The following is a 20327-nucleotide window of genomic DNA, read 5'->3' on the forward strand; positions in this document are numbered from 1 at the left end:
CCTGGATCAACTAACGGGCGAACCTGCTTGCAGCGGCAGTGGAGGTGTTCCGCATGCCACTTGGACCTGTGGAACGAACCGGCTCAAGCGTCAGAAGAGACCTGCTGTGTGAGCATCCATCGATGCGCCAGCCCTGCTCGGAGGGCGACCAGGTGCAACTTGGGTCGTCGGGGTAGCGGTCGACCACGCACTTCGTAAGTTACAGACTTCCGAAGTTGGAGATCTACGGCCGAACTTTGGTAGTCTGTAACTACGGAAGTGATAGGAGCATCCATGCGCATCGTGTCCCTGGCAAATCAGAAGGGCGGGGTCGGGAAGACGACGAGCCTGATGAACCTTGCGGCAGTCGCCGCCAAGAACGCGCGAGTGCTCGTGGTCGACGTCGACCCCCAACAGTCGACCACCATGTGGGCGGCTCGGGCGGGGGAGCGGCTGCCCTTCGACTTCGCGGAGAACACCGACCCCAACACGCTCACACGCCTGCGGGAGCTGCCGTACGACGTGGTCTTCGTAGATACACCAGGAAATCTGACTGATACGGCGATCCTCGGTGCCGTTCTCGATGTCTCCGACTTCGCGATCGTGCCGATGGTTCCAGAAGCGCTTGCTGTCGATCCGACGCGCAACACGATCAGCAAGCTCATCGAGCCGCGAGATGTTCCGTACCGAGTCCTGCTCGGCAAGGTGGACATGCGTGTACCGAACCTCCTCGAAGACTGGGTCAATCTCGTGGATGTAAGCCTCAAGCTCCCTCGCTTCAAGCAGCACATCCGACAGTACAAATCGATCAGCGATTCGCCGCTCACCGGAGACGTTGTGACGCAGTACCCCGACACCAGGCAAACCGCCAATGCGATCTACGACTACAACGCAGTCGCCCTGGAGCTCACCTCCATCTGGGCGCACTCGACCACGAGGAGCTCCTAATGGCCCGCCAGGACCTCAGCGCAATGCTGTCTACGCCGCCTCAGGCGGATCTGTCTCTCACTCCCCTCGAAGCATCCCCAGAGGCGGTGAAACCTCTTCAGCCGTCGAAGTCGCCGGAAGTGGAAGACGACGCTTCTGCAACTCGACAGGACCCGGCTGAGGGAGCCGGCTACCGGTCCTTCGCCAGGAAAGAAGCGAAGATCCGAGACGATCAGTACACCGCACTGACTGCGCACGCGCGTCGACTCACGCGAATCAGGCCCGCCGGGACCGAGCGAATCACGGAGAACACCCTCATCCGAGTAGCGATCGATCTTCTTCTCGCGAGAAGTGACCAGATCGCGGGCGGGTCGGAGGCCGAAATTCGGAAGTCTGTTGGTCTGTAAGTAACAGACTTGGAGTGAAGACGTCCACGGCCTCCATCCTTGAGCACGCCCTCCGCTCGGGCATTTTTACTGACCGTTACGGTCTTTCGATAGAATCCTCTATAGGAGGTGGTTGCCATGGCGATCGCTCAGAGGCCCGATGGGGAGGCCGTTCGCCGGCTGCGTAGCCGTCAGGTCGTGACGAGAGTGTCGTACCTGCGGGAGCTGCGCCGGGCCGCGCAGGACACCACGCAGAGGCAGCTCGCGCGTCTGATCGGTATCTCTCAGCCCTCCGTGAACAGCGCCTTGAAGTCCGCGGCCGCCGTGCCGGACGTGCGCTCCGGCTTCTCCGGCGCCACCACGTACGAAATCGCCCAGCGTTACGACGCCGGCGAGCTGACGCGCGAGCAGACCATCGACGAGCTCGGCCGCTGGTCCTACCGGCCCGGATCGCCTAGCGACGGCTTCGACTGGACGACCGCGGACGCGGGGGAGTTCGAGGACGTCGGGCGCGCCTTCAGCGAGCACCTGATCGACGCGGAGATGTACGACGAGATCCTGACCCGCTACAGCGAGCAAGATCGGTGACGGGCGAGGACTCGTCAGCGATCGCCGCGCACCGCGAGACGGTGCGTGAGTGGGCACGGGCGGGAGGCCCGCTGAGCCCTGCCAGCGAGCGGGCGACGGTCAACAACCGCGACTGGTTCGTCCGCGGCCCTGACGGCGTGGACCGGCTGCGCGCTGCGCGCCGGGAGCTGCACGACCGCCTGGTCGCCTCCTACCGCGACGAGTTCCCCGACGTCCGTGCAGAGCGGAAGGCGATCATCCTCGCCGGCCCGCCCGGGGCCGGGAAGTCGACGGTCCTCGCGGACGTGCTCGGCGCCGACCGCGGCGCGTGGATCACCGTCGACGCGGACGAGTTCAAGCGCGCCCTTCTCACCGAAGCGATCAAGGACGGCAGCTACGACCGCGCGATGCCGCCCGAGGTCCGCGCCGCTGAGGCGGCGGGGGAGCGGTTCTTCCCGCTCGAGCTGGCCTCCCTCGTGCACGAGGAGTCCTCGCAGCTCGCGATCCGCGTCCGCAACGAAGCGGTGCGGGACGGGCTGAACGTCGTGATCGACACCGTGCTCTCGTCACCCGAGAAAGCCGTCGAGCTGGGGCAGCGACTCGGATCCGTCGGCTACAGCGTCGAGGTCATCGACGTGGAGGTCCCGTTCGAGCTGTCGGAGTCGCGCATCGCCGGCCGCTGGCAGCAGTCCTACGAACGCGCCCTCGACGGCGCCGACGAGCTCGGTGGCCGATGGGTGCCCAGCGAGTACGCCCGCGGCGTTTACGCCGGCCCCCGGCGGCCGCTCCCTCCCCGAGGTCGCCGCCGAGCAGCTGGCCGACACCGGACTGACCGTTATGCGCTACCGGCGCTACAGCACCTCCGCCGAAGGGCAGCCGCGCACGCTCGACGTCGATAAGTCGCGCACCGCGTTCGGAGAACCCCTAATCGACACGGCCCTCGCACAAGCACGAGCGACCGTCACCCGCAGCTTCCCCACCACGACGCCGACGCAGGCGCCGGACCGCGGCGACCGAAGCCGTTAGACCCACTGCCGGCGGCGCCCGTCAGCAGCTTGCGCTCTTCCTCTACCCGTTCCGGGGGTCGCTAGATGCGGTACCGGCGAAATCGGGGGAGGGAGGCTAGGCACGCTTGCCCGAGAAGTACCGCCAGGAGATGTGGACGGTCAGGACGAACGAGGCACCCGTCGCGCTCACTTCTGCGGGAGTCGACTCCGTGATCGTTCCCTCGTAGGACTGGCGATTAAACCCCTCAGACAACGGGAGGCCGCTGACCTGGAAGCGGGAGGCGGCTACGAGTGTCCAACGCACGGTCGCCGCTCCCTGAGCACCTCCCCCGGGGAGGTTGCGCCCGCCGCCGCCGGTGAGTTCGCCGCCCTGCATTAGGTCGACCCCGACGAGGGAGTCAACGACCGTTCCTCCCGGGCCGAACATGTCGTTGGTGGCGAGGAACTCATCCACGGCAGCGGCTGCCGCCTGCTGGTCGGTGTCGTTCAGAGCGAACACGATTCCGCCGCCGAAGAGACAGACGGTCGAGAGCTCAGACGCCGATCCGAAGAGCTGGTTCCCTCCTCCCTCTGAGAAGCACCAGTCCTCTGTCGCGCGCGCCACCTCGCGCACACCCGGCGTGATGCTCACTGCCATCGCCTCATCGAACAGCGGACGGGTATCCACTCGCGCTGCGGAGACGACTGACGAGGTCGGTGAAGGGCCGGGGACGTCACCGACGCATCCCGAGAGCAGTGCCACAACGGCCGAGAGTGAGACCAGGCCCGAGAACCGGCGTCGATCCGTGCAACGGAGGGCGCGTCGCGGAGGCATGCCCCCACCGTAGGGCGCTGCTGATCGTTCTTCCGCTACCCGTTCCGGGGGCCGCTAGATGCGGCACCGGCGATGCCGGGGGAGGGAGGCCGCTGCGCGGCCCATTCCCCTGCGTTTTCCTTACCTTGTTGCTCGGGCGGTTTCGGTGCAGTCGTAGTGTGTCGATCGTCCGAGGACGGCGGGTAGGGCTCCTGCGTTTTGGCCGCTGTGACGGCTTGTGAAGAATGGCCGCCCGCCGTCCACCCGATGGTTCGACCGCTAATTGAGAGAAGCGACCAGATCGCTGCGTAAGGAAAAGTCGGCGCGACCATCACCACCACCTGACGTTGCGAAGGGAGCGGCCATGCCGCAGATTTGGGCCGGGATCGATGCGGGGAAGGGGCACCATCACTGCGTGGTCATCGACGCAGACGGCGCCAAGCTTCACTCCGCCCGCGTCGCCAATGACGAGGCGGCGCTGCTCGAGCTGATCGCTACTGTCACGGATCTCGCCGGCGGCGACGAGTGCCTGTGGGCGATCGATCTCAGCAGTGGGGGAGCGGCACTGATCCTCGGGCTCCTCGCCGCTCACGCTCTGCCGGTCGTCTACATCCCCGGCCACGCCGTGCACCACGCGGCGAAGGCGTACCGGGGTGATGGGAAGACCGACGCGAAGGACGCGGCGATCATCGCCGACCAGGCGCGGATGCGCCGCGACCTGCAGGTACTGACGGTCGAGGATGAGACGCGCATCGAGCTGCGCGCGCTGACCGCTCACAGGAAAGACCTCGTCTGCGACCGTACCCGCGCGATCAATCGCCTTCGCGGGCACCTGCTCGAGTACTTCCCGGCGCTTGAGCGCGCGTTCAACTACTCCGCCAGCCGAGCCTCGCTTCTTCTGCTCACCGGCTATGCCACGCCGGACGCGATCCGGAAGATGGGGGAGTCCCGCCTGGCGCGGTGGCTTCGCACACAGGGCTGCCGGACGGCCGTCGCGACCGCCGCCGCCGCGGTCACCGCGGCGAAGAGTCAGCAGAGCGTGCTTCCTGGCCAGGCGATCGCAGCTGAACTCGCGCGCCGGCTCGCGCTCGATGTCATCGCTCTCGAAAGCCGCATCGCGGGAATCGACCAGCTCATCGCCGCACGGGTCGAGAGCAGCCGTGCCGCTGAGCTCTTGCGCTCGATGCCGGGCTTCGGTCCGTTGCTCGCGGCCGAGTTCCTTGCGTCGACCGGCGCTGACCTCAGTGTCTACGTCAGCGCCGATCGGCTCGCCGGCGTCGCCGGTCTCGCTCCGGCGCCGCGTGACTCGGGCAAGATCAGCAGCAATCACCACCGGCCACGCCGCTACGACAGGCGTCTGTTGCGCGCCTGCTACCTCGCAGCGATGGTCAGCGTGCAGCAGAAGACCGAGTCGAGAGGGTTCTACGACCGTAAGCGCGCTGAGGGGAAGTCGCACAAGCAGGCGATTCTCGCTCTTGCGCGGCGCCGCCTGAACGTCATCTGGGCGATGTTCCGAGACGATCGACCCTACGATCCGCCTTCGCTCTCCGACGGTGCCTTTGAGGAAAGCGCAGCTCCGTCGCTGGCCCCAAAGGCCCGCCAAACCGTCGCTGCTACAGCAGCTCTCGCTGTAGATCACATGGGTCTAGGGCTGGTTGTGGCCTCCTACGCCGCTCGCGAGTAGCAGCGGGTGAACGGCGTACGAGACCAGCAGGACCCCGGCTGCGAATGCCGATGCGAGCATCAGGGCACCCCAGAACGATCGTCTGACCCTGCGGGCGAGAGTCGCGCACACCAGCCCAACGCCTGCACTCGCAAGAGCGACAGTGCATAGCGTGAGGTAGCCCGAAACGAGTTGCGCTCCGTTCCAGCAGAGTGCGCTCGCAGGGAAGAGCCAGCGATCCGCCGCGCCTCCGTCTTCGAAGCGACACGCCTCGTCTGGTTGCCACGTTCCCCGAAGGCCGGCGACGAAGTTTGCGAAGAGAGCGAGAGCCACGAGCACGATTCCGATGATGCCAAGGAGGAAGTCCGGGATCCGGCCCGTCGAGGACTTGGCCGTCTCCTCCTCTGGAGTGCTCGGCAGCTCCGCCGGATCTGTCGACGTCACCAGTCGTCGCCCAGCATGCGCAGGGCGTCTTCCTCCGACCGAGGCTCTTTTGGATCATCAGTGGATGCGAACGGGCGTGGAGGCCCCGACAGGAAGAGAAGGGCGGTGAGGACGAGGACCGACACCGCGGCGCTGCCCGCGAGCAGCATGCCTTCGAGGGGAGCGAAGGACACGGCTCCGCTGAGTAAATCACGGTCCGTGGTGGGCTGAGAGAATGCGTCAGCGGCGAGGCTCGCCACGACGATGACGCCGATGACGCTTGCTGCCGCCCAGATCAGCCGTGCACGGATACCAGTGCTCTTCGGGTCCTTGATCACGATCATCCAGACGAGCCCGATCGCGGCGGGCAAGAGTATTCCAGCTCCAGCGGCGGCAGTCATACCTGGCCCTCGTCTGCTGCCTGGGGCTCGGCTGTCGGGCGGTTAGTTCGCGTCATCGTTGCCCATCTCGTGCACGATCCGGCCGTCGCAGCCGGCCTGGGTCCAGTCGTAGGGGCCGGTGGAAGTGAGGTTGGTGCCGTAGAGGGCGGTCCACGCCTCGCTGCCCGCGGCCGGAAGTCCGGAGCCCTGGTTCTCGGGCGAGCGTTCCCACCACAGCTGGAAGGTGTAGTCGTGGCCCTCCTCGCGCATGCAGGCGGCGATTCGAAGCTGCATATCGACCCAGGTGACAGCGTTGGTGAGCTCGTCGCCGACGAGGCTTGCCGGGTAGGTGAAGTCATCCGGTGCGTCGGAGTCGTCGTAGAGGCGGGCACCCCACTGGTCGTACCGGTGCCCGTCGGGGGCTGCGGTCGGAGTCGGTTGCTCGAACGGCATTCCCGGCTCTCGAGCGGTCGGCGCGGACGAGGGAACGGGCGACGAGGACACGTCTTCCGCGATCACAGGCGGGTTAGCTGCCCGCGCGGCGGCGTAGCCGTCGTCGTAGTCCTGAACGGCCGACGTTGCGTTGACGACAAGGACGGCGCCGAAACCTGCTGCGAGCAGCAGGCCTGCCGAGGCAAGGGCGATCGCGGCGCGAAGGCGTGTGCTGCCTCGAGGGCGGAGATCAGTCACAGCGTCACCTGGCTTTCAGTCGGGCGCCGTGCGATCGACCAGCAGAGGACTGTCGCGAGCAGGACGAGTCCCTGCGCGTTCCCCAGCAGAAGGAGAACGAGATCGCGAGAGGACACGGACGACACGAGCACGGGGACCGTGGCGCTGACGTACCAGAGCGCGTCGACGGCGATGGTGGGAAGAACGGAGACGGCGACTGCTCCCAGCACGGCGCCGGCGCTCCGTGTCCGGTGGTGCAGGAGTAGCAGCAGCGCGAGCGCGGCGGCGGCGGTCGCCGCATAGACCGGCGCCACCGTGTCGAACGGCATGGGGCTCTCGGTGGCCAGGCGGATGCTCGCCCACCCGCCGAAGACGACGGAGGCGAGAACAAGCACGAACACGACCGCCCAGAGTGCAGTGGAGAGCGACCCGACCCGCGCGTTGAATAGAACATCCGCGCTGCCCTCGTGCAGACGGGCACGGCGCCACAGCAGATCCGAGCCGACACCCCGGAGGGTGCGCGACCTGATCTGATGAGCGGTGCGGGCGGGAACCTGTTCGGCTTCCTGCGCCCACCTGGTGTGCTCGAAGAGGTCGGAGGCGATCTCATCCGCCCGCTCGACAGCGAAATGCGGATCCAGCCCGCGTGTGTAGAAACGGCACCAGCGCAGCGCAGCGCCTGTTGAGCGGCGTACTGCCGCCGACGACCGGGCGCTCATGCCGTTCCGCCCACGATGAAGGCCGCGCGGCCGATGGCGCTCGGTCGGGCGGCAGCGGCCGCATGTGCAACTGCGCGTCCCTCGCCCGTCACCTCGTAGCAGCGGCGCGGAGGGCGACCCTGCGCATTCGCCTCCGCCTTGTCCTCCCACGACGACGAGACCAGGCCGCGCTCCTGCATCCTGCCCAGCGCCTTGTAGAGCGTGCCGTGCGCGGTGAGTGGGCGGCCGTCGCCGGTGGCGAGCAAAGCTGCAAGGGCGAAACCGTGCATCGGCTCGCCTACGTCGATGAGCGCGTCCAAGAGGTCGAGCTCGAGGGGGAGGACAGCTCCCTGCTTCCGTCTGGGCATGATCGAAGAATAGGAAGATAGGGGTTCGAGGTCAAGAGCGGATTGGAGGCGAGGCGAGCCCTTGCTCACCTCCCTCCACAAGACGGCGTGACCGGCGTCGGCACCAGCGCGCCGTCGCGGCAGTCGATATGGACTGCTCGAGTCAGAGCGCAGACAGCGCTGGTCCGTAAGGGGCGGCCCCTCGGGGACGGAATCGCACTGCCCTGCTCAGCACACGACCGAGGATCGGATGATCTGGAACGCCAGGCTCGCGATCACGACGGCGAGGAATGTGATGGGCGGCACGGGTATCGCAACTGGTGCAGCCCTCCGCCGAACGAGCATCAGGCTCGCGGCGAGGATCAGCGCGAACGCCGGGGTCGCATAGGCCGCAACGAAAACGCCAAATTGACCCCATCCATCGGCGGAGGAGAGGTTGTCGTTTTCGCGTGCCATCTCCCAGAACGCAGCGCCTAAGAACGCAACGAACGTGAACACCGCTGCGCCCAGAATGCCGACCGTGAGAAGAGTGAAAGCCAGAGCTCTTGAGTGGCCAGTCGCCCGGTTCCTCTCAGAGGCGACCCACACGCCTGTAGCGATGACGACGATGGCTACGGCGTACCAGTACGCCTCGGCGGGGACGTATCCCGGACTGAAGCAGTCCCCGAGGACCCTGCCCAGAGTCGGGAGGGACGCCACGAACTGCAGCAGGAGCGCCGCGACCACCACCAGGATCAAGAGCACCTGGCCGAGTACGCGAAGCACCCGTAAGGAGGCGGGGAGCGATCTTGCGCTGCTGGAGCCCATTCATCCCCCCGGGAAGCACCAGCACCGACCGCCAGTCAATCGATTCTGCCTCACTCGACGAACCACGCGGAGACGGAGGTGGAGGACCGCGAAATGCAAATCACGTCCGGGAATCTCGATTACGGCAGCACCCTCTACTACGTCCATTGGACCGGCTGGGCGCACGCCGCCGTTTCGCCCGAAGGGGAGCGCGAGGGGGACGCCCCTCGCGGCCGGACCGAAGGTGAGGAGGCGAACACGAGCAAAAGCTCGCGGCCTGGGGTTACGCGCTCTCCCCGGTCGAGCTGGTCGTCACCGCCGACACCAAGGTCGCGGGTCAGGACGCCGGGCGGACCATGCGGATCTCTCTGATGCCGCCTTCGATCTTGACGGTCCCAGTGGGGGCGAACCCGCTCTTGCGGTAGAACGCCTGCGCCCGCGGAACGGGGTCCCCGACCCAGAGCGCTGCGGGCTCGCCAGGATCGATCACTGCGTTCAAGAGAGCCTCGCCTGCTCCGGTTCCGTGGTGTTCCATTGCGACGTAGAGGACGTTCAAGTGCCACGTCCATTCCTCACCCTCGGTGGGATTCGACATCGCAATGCCGAAGATGACGCCCTCGCGTTCCGCAAAGGCGACTCGAATGTCGGCCCATCGCTCGTCTGTCAGAGCACCGATCCAGAATCGTTCCCTTGATTCGAGCAGGTCGGGAGCATCGAGGACCTCGTCTGACACCAGGGTTCCGCGGTAGGTGTCTCGCCAGGACGCGACGTGTACCAACGCCATCGCTTCCGCATCGGCTGGCCGGGCCGGTCGAACCAAGAAGTCGCGTTCCATGCGCCCACGCTACTCAGCAGACGGGCACGGGGGTTGCCCAAAGAGCCGGCTACGCCCTGCCGGACGGAGCCGGCCGGAGGAGCCTGCGGCGCTGTTGACAACCTGATTGAGATTCTTCACCTCTCCGCGGTTTCAACCTATTTCGCTCCAGCGGCTGCGTGCCACCGATCCCGAACGCGCCCTGCGGGCTTATTTCGCCCGTGATCGGCGTCACTCCGCCGCCTCCACTCAAACGGTTTTCCCCGCCGGAGAGGCAAAGAAAAACGATCAGCCAGAGGGAGACACACCATGAGCCAGCAGCGCGGCACCCGTACCGAGGTCATCACGAGCGAGAACCACGGACCCGGAGCGGAGGGCATCAGCCGGACCGCGCGTCAGGTGGTCATCGTCGGCGCCGGTGGCAACGACCCGGTGACCGAGCAGACGCCCGCCGTGCGCCTGGTCACCCGCAGCGGTGGCCGCGCGGTGGCCGGGGTGACGTTGCAGCACTTTGAGCCCGTCGAGCCGCTGCCCGCGGATCGCATCGGCTACATGGCTTCCGGTGCCTATGTCGTCGTGCCGGTCGCGGTCGCCCGAGCGCTCGACCTGTACCCCGCCGCCTACTCGCTGCACGACCGCAGCGAGACGCCCGCCGACTACCTCGCCAACGACTGATCACCGACCCGAGAAGGAGAACCGACATGCTCACCATCACCCACACCCCCGAGGCCGGAACGATCATCGAGGGCACCAGCCGCGGAGACGGCACCGCCGAAATCCTGAAGGCGAACGGCTGGCGCTGGGGCCGCTCCATCACCGCCTGGTACGTCCCGCAGTCCCGCGACCGCCTCCCGAAGTGGTGGACCATCAACCGCGCCGCGACCGCCCTGCGCGACGCCGGCCACGAGGTCACGATCGACGCTGACGAGACGTTCCGGCCCACTGCCGAGGCCGAGGCGGACAAGATCGAGCGCCAGGCCGCCCGCGTCGACGCGCTCGACGCGAAGGCCGACCGGCGCGCCGCGGACGCGGACACCGCCGACGCGGCCGCGCGCCGCGCACTCGACCGGCTCCCCGAAGGAGGCGAGCCGATCAAGATCGGCCACCACTCCGAGAACCGGCACCGCAACGCGATCGCCAAGGCGGATGCCGCGATGGGCCGCAGCGTCGAGGCCGACCGCGAAGCCACCCGCGCCCGTGCCCGCGCCGACGTCGCAGCCAAGACCACCGATCACCGCTACGCGCCCGGAATGGTCGCCCGCCGCATCGACCGGATCGCAACCGACATTCGCGGGTACAGCCGGAAGATCGAGGGCAGCTCGCACAACTTCGGCGGCGGATACATCGAGACGACCAGCCCCGCGACCGGTGCCTACCGGGAGCGACTGCTGACCCAGCGGGCGCAGCTCGAGGACGAGCACGCCTACTGGACCGCGGTCCGCGAGGCGCAGGCCGCCGCCGGACAGGTCACGATCCACAGCCGCGACACGATCAACAAGGGCGACATGATCAAGCACCGCTTCGGCTGGCACGTCGTTACCCGCGTGAACCCCAAGAGCGTGACCGTCGCGCTTGACTGGAACGACGGCACCCGCCCCTACAAGGTTGTCTACGCCGACGTGCAGGGACACCACACCGGAGCCGAGGTCGAGGCAGCCCGTACCGCGGCCGCCGAGAAGGCCGCTACCGAGACGGCCGCCGCGAGCTGAACGGTCACGAGCTACCTACCTAGATACCTAGGTAGGTAGCTCGTGAGGGGCGGGCCCCTCACACTCCCCAGGGATCCCGTTCCGGGAGGCGCGAGCTGCGCTTGTGCAGCAGCGACGGAGCGCCGCCTGTTGAGTTGGGCGACGACTTGTCTGCGCCGCGATGTCTGAGATCAGGTTTTGGCCAGTCAGCAGGGGCTGAGTCTTGTGACGGCGTCCGACAGGGTCAGTGCGCTTCCGAGTACGTAGACGTCCGAGCGGTGTTTGGCGGCGAGGGACGCGGTGGCACGTGACGGCACGCAGGACGGGCGACTGAGGACGATTGGCGCGCCCATGGCTGCGGCCACTGTTCCAGCGGAGAGGGCATCGGCGAAGCCCTCTCCTGAGGCGAGGAACGCGCTTGTCGCCAGAGACCCTCCGTCGTAGGAGGCGTTGATCTGCCAACTGGTGTCATACCGGTTGTCGCCACCGATGCGGGTGAGGTCTCGGGCGAGCCCGCGGACGTTCAGGTCGACGCGGAGCCCGTCAGAGATGGAAGGTTCTAAACCGAGAAGAACTGTGTGCTGGGCGTTGAGCCGAGTAAGCGTGGTGGCTGCGCCTGGATCGACGGTGTCGCGCTTGCCGTCCACGAGGAGGACCGGAGCACCACGTCGACCAGCGATCGGTCCGATCGAGAGCGCGTCGGGGAAATCGTTCCCGGTGGCGATAAACACCTCCGGGTAGTTCTTCCCTTGGAACGCATCGGCGATGATTCGCTGAGACGTGTCGTACCGGTCGATACCGCCGATCCGCTGGATGGAAGGAACGAGAGTCCCGAGTTCGTCGTAGACGGCGCTGCTCACCGTCGCGGCGCTGCCCACTACGATCACGCGCTCGGGAGCCAGGCGCAGGATCTCCTCGCGGACCACCCCGGGAAGCGCATCGGGATCAGTCAGGAGGAGCGCGCCATCCTGCACCGAAGCGGCGGGTCCGGCGCTGAGCGCATCGGGCCACTTCGCGCCGCTGGCGACATAGAGCACGGGGATCCCGGGCTTGAAGAGACTGCGGGTGGCGGCGACGGACGTCGCGTAGCGGTCGGTGCCCGCGATGCGATCGACTGTCGAGGTGTAAGGCGCCAATGCGAGGTCGATCCCGGTCACCGCGCCGACCCCCAGGATGACGGGGGTCGCGCCTGCTGCGGAGGCGGACGACCGCCAGAAGACGTCGCCGCTGGTCGGAGCGGAGTAGGAGGAGGTGTTCTCCAATGCCCGGACAAGGTAACGCCCAGCCGGGAGATTAGGGATTTGGAACGGCGAAGTGCCGCCCCCCTGCAAGTTCACGTACCCGGCACCCATCGGCCAGGCCGAGTCCGTGCCCTCCTCAAGCAGCCACGCCTCGGCGAGGTAGGAGCGGGAGCCTGTAGCGGCAATCGGAGCGCTGATGCTTCCCGCGATCGAGCTGCTCGGCAAGAGGGTGATGTCAGCGTCGGCCGTGCTTACGCTCACGCCCGGCGACTGAGCTGAGATTGGCGTGTCCCCGAGCCAGGTACCGGCGTAGGGCCCGGTCCGCTCTGCGTTCGCTCGGAGGAAGTACGTGGCGCCCGCCGGCACCGAGAAGGAAAAATCGGCGGTCGTCACTCTCTGTATCTGGAAGCCAGCCCAGTTGTACAGCGCGACGGACGGCAGCACATCGGCCGGAGTTCCGATGGTGCCGCCGGCACCATCGGAGACTGTGACGGATCCCGAGATGGTGATCGTGCCCGTCGCGGTTCCCATAGCCGGGTCCTTCCCGCGGGGAGCGAACTGGGAGTTGCCATCGACGGCGACGGCGGCGTCGCCCAATAGAACCGTCCGGCCGTCGACAGGACGCGGCGGCGTGAGAGAGACGGTGTCGGTGACACTGGTAGCGGGCGCGGCATAGGCAGAGGGGGCGATGATCCCCGCACCCATTCCTGCAGCGACAGCGAGGGTGATCAGGGGGAGGCGGCGGCGTCGCGGCACTGGTGCTCTTTCAGCTAGAAACGCCGGAGGTCGGCGGTTCTCGAATGCTAGCCATGAAGCAGACCTTCGTCACTTGGCGCGAGCGAAATCTAGAGCCTGCGACCGCCGGCAGGAGGCGGAACGGCGCGTCCCTTTATCGAGGTCGTGCTCTGGCTCAAGGAAACGCGTCTCGCGCCGCTTAGTCGCCCGTTTCCGGGGCGCGAGCGGCGCTCACGCAGCGGCGACGGAGCGCCGCCAAGAGGTCGCCCGGCTGCGCCGGGCGCCGTTGGTCGCCCTACGGGCTCACACCCTTTTTTGCCGTGAAGCCTCGGTCGGGTCGGGGAACTTCCACTCCAGGAGCCGACCGGTCGGAGTTGCGGGCAGGGTGAGGCCGGGCTTCATCGCGACGACGATGTCCGCGGTCTCGAGGTCCTCGACCGTGACGGCGCGGGGGGTGCGGTCGCTGATGTCGAGGCCGAGCTCCGCGACGGTCGCCGCGATCGCGGGGTTCACCGTCTCGGCGGGCGAGAGCCCGGCGGAGGTGGCGGTGTAGCGGTCCCCGGCGAGGACCTCGAGCAGGCCTGCGCCGAGTTGGGAGCGGCCGACGTTGTGCTGGCAGAGGAAGAGGACGGTGGGCTACATGCTCGGGGTGCATGGAGAGCACCCGATCGATCGGCTGTCACCGCTTGCGCGCGTCGGCGTCGAGGGTCTGCTGGAGAAGTCGGAGAGCCTTAGGTCCTACCCCATGGAGGGTCGCGAGGTGGTCCAGGCCCACCCGCCGCAGGTCGTCCGCATCGTGCACGCCCGCTTCCTCGAGCGCGCGGGAGGCCGGGGCGCCGATGGCGGGTAGCTGTCGAGACGGTTCCATAAGTCCGACCCTACGAACCGAACTGCTGCCCCGATAGCCGATGTCATCGCTCACCTCGGCACGCCTGCGCCAGGCTGCGGCGCTACTGCGGTCGTGTTCGTTCGCCTCATCCCACGGATCGCAGCGGATCGAACTGCCGTGAAGCCGTCGAAGGACAAGCGGGAACGCTTAGCCAGGGCGCCGGTATCCCGCTGCGTCGAGGACCGCCGGCGTCATTCAGGGCGGGTTGCGCACTTGAACGTCAGGAGCGGACGAGCCGCGCGATGGCGTCGGAGGCTTCTTGCAGCTTGATCTTCGCTTCGTCGCCGCCGGCGGCGGCGGCCTCGAGGACGCAGTGGTTCAGGTGGTCGTTCAGGAGACCGAGCGCGACGGACTCGAGGGCGCTGGTCATCGCGGAGATCTGGGTGAGGATCTTGATGCAGTACTGCTCGTCTTCAACCATGTTCTGCAGGCCGCGAGCCTGCCCCTCGATGCGGCGAAGGCGGCGGAGGTACTGGTCCTTGTCGGAGATGTAGCCGTGGGCGCCGGTGATGTCGGTCTGCTCGCTCGTCTGCTCGGTCACGGTGTCCTCATCCCCCGGGTGCTGGTGCAGCTCGTCCGCTGCTGCGCGGGGCGGACGGGTACGGAGGGGGTTTTCAGCCGCTCCGGCTGCTTTCTGCATACTCTAGGGGGGTATGCATGGGCGTCCCTTCTGATGCCCTCGGACGAGTGACGAGCAGTGTCGGAGGTGTGGATCATGAGCGACAGCGTCGTTTCTAAGCTGTCCGCGCCGCTGATGCGCGCGGTGGTCGTGGTGCTGACGTTGGCGGCTCTGCTGCTGGGCGTGTTCGCGATGCACTCGATGATGGGCAGCCATTCCGACGCGTCTGTGTCCGCAGGACACACGCATGCGCAGACCGATGCTCACGCCGACCCGGTAGCTGCGTCGACAGGCGGGATGGCTCTCGTGGCTGGCGCCGATCAGGGCGCGGTCGTGCCGATGGTGCCGTGTGATGACAGTTGCGCGATGGGGTGCGCTCTGATGGCGGCGACGTGCGTCATCGTCTTCTTCCTCGCGTCCCTGATCCTCCTGGCCCGGGTGCCGGCGCTGTTCGCGCGCGTGCTCGACGCGGGTCCGCGTCTTCTGCTGCTCGTTCCGCGCGCGAAGTTCCATGTGTATCTGCCGTCGTTGACGGTGTTGTCGATCAGTCGCACCTGATTCGCCTGTCGTCGCAGCGTCCGCTGCGACCTCATCACCGCGCCCGCAGGGCGCGGTTCCGGCGATTCCTGCTACCGACTGAACGGATACGACACTCATGAACACCAAGCGCACTCTTCTCGCCTCGACTCTCGCTCTGGCGACCGCAATTACTCTGGCCGCCTGCTCGGACAGCTCCGGCACGGGCGGCATGGAGGGGATGGACCACAGCAGCTCCTCCTCGTCCGCGTCCGCGTCGCCGTCTTCGACTGCTGCGGCGGAGGCGGACTTCAACGATCAGGACGTGATGTTCGCGCAGATGATGAAGCCCCACCACGAGCAGGCGGTGGAGATGGCCGACATGATCCTCGCGAAGGACGGCATCAGCACCGACGTCACCGACCTCGCGACCCAGATCAAGGAAGCGCAGGGTCCGGAGATCGCGCAGCTCGAGGAGTGGATCAGCGCGTGGGGCGCTGAGGACTCGATGTCGGGCATGGATCACAGCATGGACGGGATGATGTCCGACGAGGACATGTCCTCGCTGGAGAGCGCGACCGGCGCCGAGGCGGAGACGCTGTTCCTCGAGCAGATGATGATGCACCACGAGGGCGCCGTGGAGATGGCGCAGACCGAGGTCGACGAGGGCCAGAACGCGGACGCCATCGACATGGCGAACACGATCGTGCAGACCCAGACCGAGGAGATCGCAACCATGCAGGATCTCCTCGCGTCCCGCTGACCCGTCTTTCTGACGCCCCTTCCCCCTCCTGGGCAGGCGGAGCGCTGCTGCGTCGCGCCCGTGCGCGCTACCGCCGCGCCCCGGTGGGGGTCGCCGTACCTGGCGATCCCCACCCTCTACTTCTTCGCGCCCTCTGAGGGCGCTCGAACCAGAAACGTCCCCCTATGCACCGCCTTCCTCTTCACCCCCGTCCGCTTCGCTCGGGAGTCGCCCGGTGAGCGCCGCGTCGACGCCGACGAGCGACCCGCGCCGCCGCGACGTGCACCGCACCCGAACCCGCACCCGCGATGCCTCCCCGCGGCAGGCTGCGCTCACGCTCGGACGCCGGGTGACGTACACGGCGCCCTCGCGAGCCGACGCGCAGGCGTTGCAGCACGCCGCCCGCGTCGCGGCCCGCCCGCGCCCGGCCCCGCCGGGCACGGCCACGATGCGGCCGCGCCTGGCTGGGATGTCCGCGATGACTCTCGTCACGATGATCGCGGTGACCTCCTCCATGCCCGCGTTCGCCGTCGACGGCACCCCGACCACGACCACGACCCTGGCCGTCAGCGAGGCGCAGCCGCAGACGTTCGTCGCGGCCGGCGCGGTGCAGCTCACCGTCACCCGGGACACGTTCGGCGCGGAAGCCAAACCCGAGGTGCTGGTGACCGCCGCCGTCGCCACGGAACTCGTGGACGACGCATCAGAAGAGTCCGCCGCATCCACTGAGGACAGCGAGGTCGCGTCCGCTACCTGGCGGGTGCCGGTCGCGGGGCGCATCTCGAGCACGTTCGGTCCTCGCCCGGATGCTCCGGTCTCGGGTGTGAGCGCGTTCCACAAGGGCACCGACCTCGCCGCCCCCTGCGGAACCCCGGTGGTCGCAGCGACTGGCGGCACGGTCGAGGAAGCCGGCTACGCCGGCAGCTACGGCAACTGGATCCTGCTGGCGAGCAGCGACGGAATCCAGACCGGCTACGCGCACAACAGCGACCTGCTCGTGGACGTGGGCGACACGGTCGCCGCCGGGGATCCGATCGCGCTCGTGGGCTCGACCGGCGCGTCCTCCGGCTGTCACCTGCACTTTGAAACGCGCGTGGACGGCAGCCCGGTGGACCCGGAAGGCTTCATGAGCGATCTGGGTGTCGGCCTTGGCTGAGCATCCCGGACACCGCCCGCGCCGTCTTGCCGTCATCGTCGGCGCCGCCGTGACGGTGGCGCTGCTCACCGGCTGCGTTTCGTCAGGCCGCGTGGAGACGGGCGCGCTCGTGGCCGCGCCGGCAGGGTTGGAGCACGTGCACGGGCTGGGCTGGGATCCGGTGACCGGGCTCACCTACGCGGCTGCGCACTCGGGAGTGTGGGTGATCCCCACCGACACCCTCCCGGACACCTACCCGGCCAGCCCCACCCCGACCGACGACGAAGCGGGCGGAGGGCCGGTCGCCGGCCGGGCGCAGGACACGATGGGGTTCACGATCACCCCGGAGGGAGTGTTCTACGCCTCCGGGCATCCCGACCCCGCCGACAGGTCCGCGCCAGGACCCAACCTGGGTCTGATCCGCAGCATCGATGCGGCCGCGACCTGGGAGCCGGTGTCCCTGAGTGGGGAGACGGATTTCCACGACCTCGCGACCGTCGCTCTCACCGATGCGGCGACCCGCGTGTACGGGTACGACGCGAGCCGCGGCGTCATCCTCCGCAGCGACGACTCCGGCGCCGCATGGACCCCGTCTGCGCAACTGCCTCTGCGCGATCTGACCGTGGACCCCGAGCGTCCCGACCGGGTGTTCGCGACGACCGAGACGGGCTTACAGGTCAGCGAGGACGCCGCGGTCACGTTCCGGCCCGTCTCCGGCGCGCCCGCCCTGTTCCTCGTGGACGGCAGTGCCGGCGGGCAGCTGGTCGGTGTCGACGTCGACGGGACGTTGTGGACGGGAACTCTCGAGGGCTCCTGGCAGAGCCACGGAACCCTCGAGGGGCAGCCGGAGGCGTTCGCGCTCGTCGACGGCGAAGAACAGTGGGTCCTTGCCGCCGACGAGCGCGGAGTGGTCGCCTCCGGCGACTACGGGCGCACCTGGACGGTACTGCGGCCCTCCTCGTGACGGACTGGGCTGGTGTCGCGTTCGCGCGCGGCGCGGGTGCTGGCCTGCGGGGACAGGTCCAGGCGGCGCAGCAGCTGCGCGTTCACGGCGACGACGACCGTGGACGCGGACATCAGCAGAGCCCCGACCGACATCGGCAGCACGAACCCGATCGGCGCGAGCACTCCCGCGGCCAGGGGGACGGAGAGGAGGTTGTAGCCGGCCGCCCACCACAGGTTCTGCTTCATCTTCCGGTAGCTGGCCCGGGACAGCTCGATCACGGACAGCACCGACCGGGGGTCATCGGAGGCCAGGATCACCCCGGCGGATGCGATCGCGACATCGGTGCCTGCGCCGATCGCGATTCCCACGTCGGCCTGCGCGAGAGCGGGAGCGTCGTTGACGCCGTCACCGACCATCGCGACCCGTCGGCCCTCGCGCTGCAACTCGATGACCTTCGCGGCCTTGTCCTCCGGCTTCACGCCGGCGAACACCCGGTCGATGCCGAGCTCCTCGCCCACGGTGCGGGCGACCGCTTCCGCGTCGCCGGTGATCATGACCACCTGCACGCCGATCGCGTGCAGCGCGTCGACAGCCTGCCGGGACTCCTCCCGCACCTCATCCGCGAGCCCGAGAGCCCCGATGACCCGACCGCCGGCGAGGACGTGGAGGATGATCATCCCCTCCGCCTCCCACGCGCGCGTCTGCTCGAGCGCGGCAGCGTCGTGCGCGCGCAGCATCGACGGACCGCCCACGCTCACCGCACACCCCTCGACCTGCGCCGTGACGCCGACAGCGGTCGACGCCTGGAAACCGGTCGCTGCCGGCACCCGCACGCCGCAGCTGTTCGCGGCTGCCACGATCGCCCGAGCGAGAGGGTGCTCACTGTCCGCCTCGACCGCCGCAGCGACCGCGAGCAGCTGCTCCTCGTTCACCCCGTCGACAGTGTGCACGGCGGCGAGCGTCGGCTCGCCCTTGGTCAGGGTGCCCGTCTTGTCGAACAGGACCGTGGTCACCGTGCGCATGCTCTCCAACGCGAGACGGTCCTTGACGAGGACGCCGCCCTTCGCGGCCCGCTCGGTCGCGATGGACACCACCAGCGGGATCGCGAGTCCCAGCGCGTGCGGGCACGCGATGACCAGAACCGTGATGGTGCGGATCACCGCCTCGTCGGGACTGCCCAGCAGCGACCACACGATCGCGGTGATCACTCCCGCGCCCAACGCGAACCAGAACAACCACCCGGCGGCAACATCAGCGATGCGCTGCGCCCGGGAGGACGAGTTCTGCGCCTCCGTGACCAGGCGCTGGATGCCGGCGAGAGCGGTGTCGTCTCCGACGGCCGTCACCTCCACCCGCAACGCCGTGTCCGTGGCGACCGTGCCGGCCACGACCATCGATCCCGGGCCGCGACTGACCGGGCGGGACTCCCCGGTGATCATCGACTCATCCACGTCCGCGGCGCCCTCCAGCACCCGGCCGTCCGCCGGCACCCGGCCGCCGGGACGCACGACCACGACATCCCCCTGCACCAGGTCCGCGGGAGACACCTTCTCCACCTCACCCTCGCGCACCCGCTCCGCCTCATCCGGCAGCAGCGCCGCGAGAGAGTCCAGCGCCGAGGACGTCTGCGCGAGAGAGCGCATCTCGATCCAGTGCCCGAGCAGCATGATCACGATCAGCAGCGCCAGCTCCCACCAGAAGTCCAGCTCGTGATCCAGCAGCCCCGCGCTCGCACCCCACGACGCGAGGAACGCGACCGTGATCGCCAGAGCGATCAGCAGCATCATCCCCGGCGTCCTCGAGCGCAGCTCCGACACCGCCCCCTGCAGGAAGGGCCGGCCGCCCCAGACGTACATCACCGTCCCGAGCACCGGCGAGATCCAGCCGACCCCCGCAACGTCGGGGAGGGAGTAGCCCAGGATCATCGAGAACATGCCGCTGAACACGACCACCGGCACCGCGAACACCAGCATGATCCAGAACAACCGCCGGAACTGGCCGACATGATCGCCGTGGCCGCCGTGGCCGCCGTGGCCGCCGTGGCCGGCAGCGCCCGCCGTCATGTTGTGGCCTGCGTGAGGATCAGGCGCTCCGCGCATCTGGTGCCCGGCGTGCCCGTCAGGGGCCGTACTCACGTGATGACCTGTCCTTCCCGCGTCGACGTCGCGTGCTTCGACGGTGCGGTGAGCACTCTCGTGCTCGTCATCGTGCAGGTGGTGCTGCGCCATCATGACTCCTTCCGGCCGCTTCCGGCCTGATCCGACGGTATACCCCCCGGGGGTATCAGACAACGGGGTGATCGGGCGGAAGATTCCCGACTTGACCGAAGATGTCGGGGCAGGGGCAACGCACCACATCGATACGGGATGGGTTGGGC

General features: G+C 68.1%; 21 protein-coding genes and 2 pseudogenes. 12 read left to right on the forward strand and 11 right to left on the reverse strand.

All coding sequences use genetic code 11. From position 1 onward, the window contains the following. Positions 1 to 273 precede the first annotated feature (273 nt). The 4 genes from C5C33_RS14215 (at position 274) to C5C33_RS14230 (ending at position 2758) form a co-directional block, all read left to right on the forward strand. Positions 274 to 927, forward strand: coding sequence for a ParA family protein (locus C5C33_RS14215; RefSeq protein ID WP_056045660.1), 654 nt, complete (start codon positions 274 to 276; stop codon positions 925 to 927). Continuing rightward, on the forward strand, positions 927 to 1313 hold the full coding sequence (locus tag C5C33_RS18825; RefSeq protein WP_219814953.1) for a hypothetical protein: 387 nt from the start codon (positions 927 to 929) through the stop codon (positions 1311 to 1313). Before C5C33_RS14215 ends, C5C33_RS18825 begins: the two co-directional genes overlap by 1 nt. Before the next feature lie 117 nt (positions 1314 to 1430). After that, on the forward strand, positions 1431 to 1880 hold the full coding sequence (locus C5C33_RS14225) for a helix-turn-helix domain-containing protein (RefSeq protein ID WP_104247895.1): 450 nt from the start codon (positions 1431 to 1433) through the stop codon (positions 1878 to 1880). Further along, positions 1877 to 2758 carry a zeta toxin family protein gene (locus tag C5C33_RS14230; RefSeq protein ID WP_258069254.1) on the forward strand — a complete coding sequence of 294 codons (882 nt, stop codon included), beginning with the start codon at positions 1877 to 1879 and terminating at the stop codon, positions 2756 to 2758. Before C5C33_RS14225 ends, C5C33_RS14230 begins: the two co-directional genes overlap by 4 nt. Before the next feature lie 223 nt (positions 2759 to 2981). On the opposite strand, the gene C5C33_RS14235 is transcribed toward C5C33_RS14230, so the two are convergent. Beyond that, the gene (locus tag C5C33_RS14235) at positions 2982 to 3608 is read right to left on the reverse strand and encodes a hypothetical protein (protein WP_146085791.1); all 627 of its coding nucleotides are present in this window, start codon (positions 3606 to 3608) and stop codon (positions 2982 to 2984) included. 415 nt (positions 3609 to 4023) lie between these two features. On the opposite strand from C5C33_RS14235, the pseudogene C5C33_RS14240 reads away from it, so the two are divergent. After that, positions 4024 to 5217, forward strand: a pseudogene (locus tag C5C33_RS14240) (IS110 family transposase); the annotation flags it as partial. A gap of 545 nt (positions 5218 to 5762) precedes the next feature. Here C5C33_RS14240 and C5C33_RS14245 read toward each other — a convergent pair. The 6 genes from C5C33_RS14245 to C5C33_RS14270 all read right to left on the reverse strand — a co-directional run bounded on the left by C5C33_RS14245 (position 5763) and on the right by C5C33_RS14270 (position 9460). Continuing rightward, positions 5763 to 6116 (reverse strand): hypothetical protein, encoded by a 354-nt coding sequence (locus C5C33_RS14245; RefSeq protein ID WP_146085792.1) that lies wholly within the window; start codon positions 6114 to 6116, stop codon positions 5763 to 5765. 72 nt (positions 6117 to 6188) lie between these two features. Further along, positions 6189 to 6815: a hypothetical protein gene (locus C5C33_RS18280; RefSeq protein WP_146085793.1), complete on the reverse strand. Its 627-nt coding sequence runs from the start codon at positions 6813 to 6815 to the stop codon at positions 6189 to 6191. After that, positions 6812 to 7513 carry a hypothetical protein gene (locus C5C33_RS18625; RefSeq protein ID WP_104261439.1) on the reverse strand — a complete coding sequence of 234 codons (702 nt, stop codon included), beginning with the start codon at positions 7511 to 7513 and terminating at the stop codon, positions 6812 to 6814. The genes C5C33_RS18280 and C5C33_RS18625 overlap by 4 nt, the downstream gene beginning before the upstream one ends. Beyond that, positions 7510 to 7860 (reverse strand): PadR family transcriptional regulator, encoded by a 351-nt coding sequence (locus C5C33_RS14260; protein WP_104261440.1) that lies wholly within the window; start codon positions 7858 to 7860, stop codon positions 7510 to 7512. Before C5C33_RS14260 ends, C5C33_RS18625 begins: the two co-directional genes overlap by 4 nt. Before the next feature lie 207 nt (positions 7861 to 8067). Next, complete coding sequence (locus C5C33_RS14265) at positions 8068 to 8583, reverse strand: hypothetical protein (protein WP_146082962.1); 516 nt, start codon at positions 8581 to 8583, stop codon at positions 8068 to 8070. Between the two features lie 379 nt (positions 8584 to 8962). Further along, entirely contained in the window at positions 8963 to 9460 is a 498-nt protein-coding gene (locus tag C5C33_RS14270) for a GNAT family N-acetyltransferase (protein WP_219812677.1), read from the reverse strand. A 288-nt stretch (positions 9461 to 9748) separates the two neighbouring features. On the opposite strand from C5C33_RS14270, the gene C5C33_RS14275 reads away from it, so the two are divergent. Next, positions 9749 to 10114, forward strand: coding sequence for a hypothetical protein (locus tag C5C33_RS14275; protein WP_104247886.1), 366 nt, complete (start codon positions 9749 to 9751; stop codon positions 10112 to 10114). Between the two features lie 26 nt (positions 10115 to 10140). Continuing rightward, positions 10141 to 11148 carry a DUF3560 domain-containing protein gene (locus tag C5C33_RS14280; protein ID WP_104261442.1) on the forward strand — a complete coding sequence of 336 codons (1008 nt, stop codon included), beginning with the start codon at positions 10141 to 10143 and terminating at the stop codon, positions 11146 to 11148. 185 nt (positions 11149 to 11333) lie between these two features. Here the strand turns inward: C5C33_RS14280 and C5C33_RS14285 are convergent, their stop codons facing one another. Further along, complete coding sequence (locus C5C33_RS14285) at positions 11334 to 12899, reverse strand: cell wall-binding repeat-containing protein (RefSeq protein ID WP_181136259.1); 1566 nt, start codon at positions 12897 to 12899, stop codon at positions 11334 to 11336. Between the two features lie 507 nt (positions 12900 to 13406). Beyond that, positions 13407 to 13721 (reverse strand): annotated as a pseudogene (locus C5C33_RS14290) (low molecular weight phosphatase family protein); the annotation flags it as partial. A 13-nt stretch (positions 13722 to 13734) separates the two neighbouring features. On the opposite strand from C5C33_RS14290, the gene C5C33_RS18630 reads away from it, so the two are divergent. Next, on the forward strand, positions 13735 to 13953 hold the full coding sequence (locus C5C33_RS18630) for a hypothetical protein (protein WP_181027232.1): 219 nt from the start codon (positions 13735 to 13737) through the stop codon (positions 13951 to 13953). Between the two features lie 259 nt (positions 13954 to 14212). Here C5C33_RS18630 and C5C33_RS14300 read toward each other — a convergent pair whose 3' ends face one another. Beyond that, positions 14213 to 14533 carry a metal-sensitive transcriptional regulator gene (locus C5C33_RS14300; protein ID WP_055794478.1) on the reverse strand — a complete coding sequence of 107 codons (321 nt, stop codon included), beginning with the start codon at positions 14531 to 14533 and terminating at the stop codon, positions 14213 to 14215. Positions 14534 to 14707: 174 nt separating this feature from the next. Here C5C33_RS14300 and C5C33_RS14305 point away from each other — a divergent pair, with 174 nt between their 5' ends. The 4 genes from C5C33_RS14305 (at position 14708) to C5C33_RS14320 (ending at position 17968) form a co-directional block, all read left to right on the forward strand. Further along, a complete protein-coding gene (locus tag C5C33_RS14305; protein WP_146078443.1) occupies positions 14708 to 15169 on the forward strand; it encodes a hypothetical protein in 462 nt (153 codons plus the stop codon). Between the two features lie 97 nt (positions 15170 to 15266). Then, on the forward strand, positions 15267 to 15890 hold the full coding sequence (locus tag C5C33_RS14310) for a DUF305 domain-containing protein (RefSeq protein WP_055794475.1): 624 nt from the start codon (positions 15267 to 15269) through the stop codon (positions 15888 to 15890). Between the two features lie 457 nt (positions 15891 to 16347). Further along, complete coding sequence (locus C5C33_RS14315) at positions 16348 to 17025, forward strand: M23 family metallopeptidase (RefSeq protein ID WP_146085795.1); 678 nt, start codon at positions 16348 to 16350, stop codon at positions 17023 to 17025. After that, positions 17018 to 17968 (forward strand): F510_1955 family glycosylhydrolase, encoded by a 951-nt coding sequence (locus tag C5C33_RS14320; protein ID WP_146082961.1) that lies wholly within the window; start codon positions 17018 to 17020, stop codon positions 17966 to 17968. Before C5C33_RS14315 ends, C5C33_RS14320 begins: the two co-directional genes overlap by 8 nt. Here C5C33_RS14320 and C5C33_RS14325 read toward each other — a convergent pair. Next, positions 17929 to 20181, reverse strand: a complete 2253-nt coding sequence (locus C5C33_RS14325) for a heavy metal translocating P-type ATPase (RefSeq protein ID WP_219814954.1) — start codon at positions 20179 to 20181, stop codon at positions 17929 to 17931. The genes C5C33_RS14320 and C5C33_RS14325 overlap by 40 nt on opposite strands. Positions 20182 to 20327: the final 146 nt, after the last annotated feature.

The sequence above is a fragment of the Rathayibacter sp. AY1H3 genome (genome assembly GCF_002932015.1).

Coding starts and splice junctions, on each gene's coding strand:
- C5C33_RS14270 (WP_219812677.1), bottom strand. CDS start 9,460: ATGGAACGCGACTTCTTGGTTCGACCGGCCCGGCCAGCCGATGCGGAA.
- C5C33_RS18625 (WP_104261439.1), bottom strand. CDS start 7,513: ATGAGCGCCCGGTCGTCGGCGGCAGTACGCCGCTCAACAGGCGCTGCG.
- C5C33_RS18825 (WP_219814953.1), top strand. CDS start 927: ATGGCCCGCCAGGACCTCAGCGCAATGCTGTCTACGCCGCCTCAGGCG.
- C5C33_RS14305 (WP_146078443.1), top strand. CDS start 14,708: ATGAGCGACAGCGTCGTTTCTAAGCTGTCCGCGCCGCTGATGCGCGCG.
- C5C33_RS14285 (WP_181136259.1), bottom strand. CDS start 12,899: ATGGGAACCGCGACGGGCACGATCACCATCTCGGGATCCGTCACAGTC.
- C5C33_RS14310 (WP_055794475.1), top strand. CDS start 15,267: ATGAACACCAAGCGCACTCTTCTCGCCTCGACTCTCGCTCTGGCGACC.
- C5C33_RS14275 (WP_104247886.1), top strand. CDS start 9,749: ATGAGCCAGCAGCGCGGCACCCGTACCGAGGTCATCACGAGCGAGAAC.
- C5C33_RS14260 (WP_104261440.1), bottom strand. CDS start 7,860: ATGCCCAGACGGAAGCAGGGAGCTGTCCTCCCCCTCGAGCTCGACCTC.
- C5C33_RS14215 (WP_056045660.1), top strand. CDS start 274: ATGCGCATCGTGTCCCTGGCAAATCAGAAGGGCGGGGTCGGGAAGACG.
- C5C33_RS14315 (WP_146085795.1), top strand. CDS start 16,348: ATGACTCTCGTCACGATGATCGCGGTGACCTCCTCCATGCCCGCGTTC.
- C5C33_RS14225 (WP_104247895.1), top strand. CDS start 1,431: ATGGCGATCGCTCAGAGGCCCGATGGGGAGGCCGTTCGCCGGCTGCGT.
- C5C33_RS14280 (WP_104261442.1), top strand. CDS start 10,141: ATGCTCACCATCACCCACACCCCCGAGGCCGGAACGATCATCGAGGGC.
- C5C33_RS14325 (WP_219814954.1), bottom strand. CDS start 20,181: ATGATGGCGCAGCACCACCTGCACGATGACGAGCACGAGAGTGCTCAC.